The sequence below is a fragment of the Mycobacterium sp. genome, from assembly GCF_035603715.1.
GTDB lineage: Bacteria > Actinomycetota > Actinomycetes > Mycobacteriales > Mycobacteriaceae > Mycobacterium.
Window position 1 is genome coordinate 1 of sequence record NZ_DATNJW010000123.1, and the last position, 5,157, is coordinate 5,157.

Annotated in this window: 7 protein-coding genes and 1 pseudogene; 7 read left to right on the forward strand and 1 reads right to left on the reverse strand. The window is 62.0% G+C overall.

The window, feature by feature from the left end:
* From VN856_RS05655 to VN856_RS05685, 7 genes are all read left to right on the forward strand, one after another.
* Positions 1-713 (forward strand): AMP-binding protein (locus VN856_RS05655; protein WP_325686994.1); only part of this gene is annotated, 713 nt, incomplete at its 5' end.
* A gap of 139 nt (positions 714-852) precedes the next feature.
* A complete protein-coding gene (locus tag VN856_RS05660) occupies positions 853-1,281 on the forward strand; it encodes a hypothetical protein (RefSeq protein WP_325686996.1) in 429 nt (142 codons plus the stop codon).
* A 24-nt stretch (positions 1,282-1,305) separates the two neighbouring features.
* Entirely contained in the window at positions 1,306-1,545 is a 240-nt protein-coding gene (locus VN856_RS05665) for a hypothetical protein (protein ID WP_325686998.1), read from the forward strand.
* Between the two features lie 49 nt (positions 1,546-1,594).
* On the forward strand, positions 1,595-2,287 hold the full coding sequence (locus VN856_RS05670) for an NAD(P)H-dependent oxidoreductase (protein ID WP_325687000.1): 693 nt from the start codon (positions 1,595-1,597) through the stop codon (positions 2,285-2,287).
* A gap of 109 nt (positions 2,288-2,396) precedes the next feature.
* Complete coding sequence (locus tag VN856_RS05675) at positions 2,397-2,975, forward strand: HdeD family acid-resistance protein (protein ID WP_325687006.1); 579 nt, start codon at positions 2,397-2,399, stop codon at positions 2,973-2,975.
* 144 nt (positions 2,976-3,119) lie between these two features.
* Positions 3,120-4,124, forward strand: a complete 1,005-nt coding sequence (locus VN856_RS05680; RefSeq protein ID WP_325687002.1) for a YihY/virulence factor BrkB family protein — start codon at positions 3,120-3,122, stop codon at positions 4,122-4,124.
* Between the two features lie 198 nt (positions 4,125-4,322).
* Positions 4,323-4,880: an HdeD family acid-resistance protein gene (locus VN856_RS05685; protein ID WP_325687004.1), complete on the forward strand. Its 558-nt coding sequence runs from the start codon at positions 4,323-4,325 to the stop codon at positions 4,878-4,880.
* A gap of 11 nt (positions 4,881-4,891) precedes the next feature.
* Here VN856_RS05685 and VN856_RS05690 read toward each other — a convergent pair.
* A pseudogene (locus VN856_RS05690) lies at positions 4,892-5,157 on the reverse strand (carnitine dehydratase); the annotation flags it as partial.

Below are 5,157 nucleotides of genomic sequence, written 5' to 3' on the forward strand. Positions count from 1 at the left end.
CGCAGAATGCTCGCGCGGTGGAATACGTGCTCACCATCTCTAACTCGAGGGTGTTGTTGTTCGCATCCCGACGTGCGGTTGCGACCACCGTCGCAGCCGTGACCGCGGGCACGCAACCGATCGGTCTCGGCAAACACGGCATTCGGCGCCTGATCGCGGGCTTCCGGGGTCGCGCCGAACCGGTGAGTCGCGCCGCCGACGCCGCCGCCGTCGTCCTGCACACCACCGGGACGTCCTCGGTTCCCTGGTGGTCCGAGCTCACCCACGGCGATCTCGTCGGCAAACAGACGGTCATCGCGCGCAAACCGCTCAATCTCGAGCGGGCCGACGTCGTGCTGGGATGCCTGCCGCTGTGGGAGGGATTCGGGATGGTTTGCACGCTGCTGGGCACTATGCTCGCATCGGCGAAGCTGGTGTTGCTGCCCAGGTTCAATGCAGACAACGCGCTAAAAATTATTGCAGCGCAGCATGTCACTGTCTTCGAGGCCGAAGCCGACATGTACCTCGCGATGTTGGAGGTTGCCGATCGTCACGAGCTGGATTTTGGCTCGCTCCGCGTCTGCATGTCGGCGGGCGCGCCGTTGCCGATGGACGCCTTACGCCGATTCGAAGACCGGTTTGGTTGCACCGTCGTGCAGGGCTACGAACTGACAGGCAAACCGGGGATGTGCTTCAGCCGTTCCAAAGTCAGCATCGATGGCCGGTGCGAATGATAGCGACTGGGCCGTTCGCGGTTATCGCCGCGGCTAACCTCACACGGCCCACTCTGTTCCACCGAACAATGACGAATCGTCCGCCGACACAGACGATTCACATATGGCGGAATCCCGTCCGGGCTGAAAGGAGCTTTCGATGCAGCACACTGATCTGAGCGAACAATTCGAGAAGATCTCTGACAGGGCCAAAACCGCGACCGACGAACTGAAGGCCGCCGGCGACACCACAAGGGATCAGCTTGAAACCGAAGTCGCCGGGGCCCGAGACAAGGCGACCGCCGCCGCCGATCAGCTGAAAACCAAGGCAGACGACGCCCGCGACGGCGCGTCGTCGCATTGGCAGGCAATCCGCGACAGCTGGCACTCCCACGTTTCCAAAGCACGGCATCGCGTCAAGAACGCCGCGGACACATTCGACGCGCGGCAAGCGGCGCTAGATGCCAACCTGGCGGAGGACTACGCCTACGACGCGATCGACTTCGCGCTGAACGCGATCGACGAAGCCGAGTCCGCAGCGTTGACTGCCATGTATGCGCGAGCCAGCACCGTCGCTCAGCGAGTTTGATCGCCGTTTCGGCCGGTGACTACTATGACTGACCTCGTGGAGCACATCCGGGGGATCCTCGAGCGCCACCGCATCGATGACCGAAGCAATATTGCCAACGCCGGATGTAGTTGTGGCGTTGAAGATTCAGCGGATCATTACCGTCATGTTGCTCAGCAAATCGTCGATCGCCTAGAACTCCGCAAGGAGGCGGTCGGTAACGAGACCCGTTATGTGAGTGCATGGTTCGACGATGAGCTAACGAAGCTAGAGGGCGCTGAATAGCTCAATTCCGCCGAAAACCACTGGTGCATAGAGGCAAAGGATCATATTCATGTCGGGCATTAATGTGCTATTGATTGTCGGCAGTCGCGAGAGCTCGGTCAGCGGCACACTCGCCGAACTCGCCGACGAAACCTCTCCGGACGGGATTAGAGTTAGTGTGTTCGACAGTCTCGACGCATTGCCGCCGTTCAGCGAAACGGCGGCAACCCTTGAGCTCCCAGTCTCCGTGGATGCGTTGCGGAATGCCGCAGCTGCGGCAGACGCGGTGTTGCTCGTCACGCACTACTACGCGTCTGTACCCGCGAGCGTGCACAACGCCATCGATTGGCTGACGATGCGTTGGACTGACAGTGAGCTGCACGAAAAGCCGCTTGCCGTAATGGGCTACTCGGCGGACTGCTACCGCGGTGTCTGGTCTCATCGCGAACCCGGACAGCGCCGCGAGATCCCGGAATCGCGCATCATCGAGCCGATCACCGTGGGCAGCTTGCCGGAAGCGATCGCAAAACTCGCCGGCGAGGTGAGCGCCGTTGACGAACCCACACCAGCAAGCGCTTTCCGTCGCTCAGCTCCAAAACATGGACAGTGGGAGTTTGCGCGGCCGGCAGAATCGGTGCGCAGATCGCGCGCATGGATGAATGCCCCTCTCGCCGACGAGCGCACTGTTCGGGTCGCGCCCGAATCCGCGCGAGATACGAATTGTCCGCCGCCACACCATCGCGGCGCCGATGTTGTCCCCTAAAACAACTGCGCCGGTGCTCGGCGGAGCAACAATAAGTTCTGGGCGAGATCGCCGCAACCGCTTTCAGCAAGGAGTTACCATGAGCGACACTGCACACCCCGTTTCAGATGTGATGCACCGTATCTGGATTTCAGCGCTGCTGTTCGGAGCTTTGGCCGCGATTCTCGGCGTGGCCATGTTGGTCTGGCCGGGACCTTCGATCGTGGTGGCTGCCGCGTTGTTTGGTGCCTACCTGGTGATGTCCGGTGTCGCCATGGTGGTTCTCGCGTTCGCCCTGCCCGCAGCCTCGGGGGCCAGCAGGTTTTTGTACTTCCTCAGCGGCGCGATATCGGTCATCCTTGGCATTTTGGCCTTTCGGCACTTCGGTGAGGGGTACGCGATCCTGCTACTGGCGATCTGGATTGCGGTCGGGTTCATCTTCCGCGGTGTGTCCGCGGTGGCATTGGCGATCAGCTATCCGCGGTTTCCCGGCCGCGGGTGGTCTATCTTCTTCGGGGTCATCAGCGTCATTGCCGGTGTCGTGGTGATGGCCTATCCGTTCGACTCGATCGTGACGTTGGCCCTTGTGGTTGGAATCTGGCTGATCATCCTTGGTGTGACGGAAGTAATTTCCGCATTCGGCATGCGCAGCGATGTGAAGAAGGTCGACAACATCGCCGACACCGCGGGCCGGCCGGCCTTCGCCTGACGATCGGTCGGTTCCCACGACCACCGGCCGCCAGGCGTGGCCGGTGGTCGCAGCCTCGGCTGAGAGGGCCCACGCACGCAGGGCCGATTGAAAGTCTCCCTAGCGTGGGACGCAGAATGATCGGTGCGGGAGGCGAGCACTACGGTGAATCGCGTTGAGCGCTCAGGCCGTGAATTCGATCGCTGGCAACAGCTTCACCGGCCGATCGCCTTTGTCCTGGCAGTCGCCAAAAAATTCGGCGACGACCAAGCCGGCAATCATGTGGCGCTGTTGGCCTACTACGCGTTCCTGGCCACCTTCCCGCTACTGCTGGCGCTGACGACGATCTTAGGACTGGTGCTGCGGAATTTCCCACGGCTGCAGCGCGATCTGCTCGATTCGGCGTTGGCCGAATTCCCAATCATCGGCGCCCAGATCCACGATCAGCTCGGCGTGGCCAGCTTCGGCAACGCCTTCTCGCTGACCATCGGCCTGCTGGGCGCCTTTCTCGGTGGCCGCGGTTTCGCCAACGGCCTGCAGAACGCGGTCAGCTCGCTGTGGGCGGTGCCAAGGGCAGAGCGGCCCGGCTTTCCCGCCAACTACCTGCGGACGACGGTGCTGTTGCTACTGCTGACCGTCGGCGTGGCGGTGACCGCCGCAGCCAGCGCAGCCGCAGGTGTCGTAACTGCCTGGGGTGTAGGTGATTTCGTCGTTCATCTGGTCAGCATCGGGGTTGGCTCAGTCCTGGGCTGGGGATATTTCCTCGCCGTATTCCGGGTCGCCACCCCGGCCCAGGTCCCGACAAGCTGGATGCTGCCCGGCGCGGCGCTCAGCGCGGTGGCGTGGCAGCTGTTGCTGACCGCAGCCGGTGTCATCGTCGCTCACTTGCTCCGCCACGCGCAGGCCGTCGCGGGCTTGTTCGGTTTGGTGCTGGGGTTGTTGGCGTGGTTTGGCTTACAAGCGACGGTGGTGGTGTACGCCATCGAAGCCGATGTGGTTCGCGCGAAGCATCTCTGGCCTCGCAGCCTTATTCCGCCTCCGCTTACCGAGGCCGACCGGGTCTACTACAGCGACGCTCTGCTAGCTCAGGCTCAACGGCCAGAGCTACGAGTCGAGATCGGCTACACGCCGGACGCGAACGCGGGGCGCGCCAACACCACCGTCCGGTAGCGATCTCGCACCCACGTTGTCCGACACGACACCATCGCGGCCGCGACGCTGTATTCGAGTACAACAGCGGCCGCCCGGCGGGGGATGACAATCAATAGGTATACGACCTGACAAATCGAATGCGGTGCAACAACAATGGATCAGATCAGTTCGCCCGGGATTACTCCCTCGACGCCAAAACACCATCTCGCTGCTCATTTGACCGACAGTCTTCTGTCAAAGACCCGGTATTGGTGGCTGCTGCTGATCGTCGGTGCCGCGTGGATCATGATCGCGGTCGTAATGCTGCGCTTCACTTACACCACTGTCGAGGCCATCGCCAAGCTGTTCGGCGCTGTATTCCTGTTGGCAGCGGCCGCCGAAGTGATCGTGGGGGCATTGTCGTCACGGGGCTGGCGGGTGGCTCGCTGGTTGGTTGCGCTGGTGTTCCTCGTTGCCGGCGTCGTTGCATTCCTCGCGGTCAAAGCCACCGTCGTTGCGCTGGCCGCCGTGATGAGCGCCCTGTTCATAGTTTGGGGAATCCTCGGCGTCGTAACTGCCATCGCTGCCAGGCGAGAAGGCGGGTGGAAGTTGCCCTTGATCGCTGGCTTCGCCGAGGTGGCGATCGGACTGTGGATCGCGACTTCGCTGCACGCGTCGATCACCACATTGCTGATCTCGGTCGGCGCCGGGACGGTGGTCCACGGGATCGGAGACATCAGGTCGGCGTTCCTGGTCCGCAAGATTGGCCAACACGCTGCCGCGCCGCGAACATAGCCGCAAGCCAGTCAGAGCCAGCTTGGTTGCCACGAACCAAATGGAGTCAACGGATACTTGTATTCGCCAGGTGTCTTCGACATCTCGATCATTTCGGTGACGCCTTTGTAATGGCCCATCGGTGTATCGGCGGTGAAGGTATCCGGATCGGGGTACAGGTGCTCATCAGTTGAGCCCGCCGTCTTGTTCACGTAGTCACGATCGAAGATGCCCAATTCCGCAAGCCAAAGAGCCGTGCGCACCAACGAAACCCTGACGCGGTAGCTTCCGCCCTCCT

Excerpts from the sequence above, each read along its gene's own strand:
- VN856_RS05660 (WP_325686996.1), top strand. The coding sequence starts at position 853 with ATGCAGCACACTGATCTGAGCGAACAATTCGAGAAGATCTCTGACAGG.
- VN856_RS05665 (WP_325686998.1), top strand. The coding sequence starts at position 1,306 with ATGACTGACCTCGTGGAGCACATCCGGGGGATCCTCGAGCGCCACCGC.
- VN856_RS05670 (WP_325687000.1), top strand. The coding sequence starts at position 1,595 with ATGTCGGGCATTAATGTGCTATTGATTGTCGGCAGTCGCGAGAGCTCG.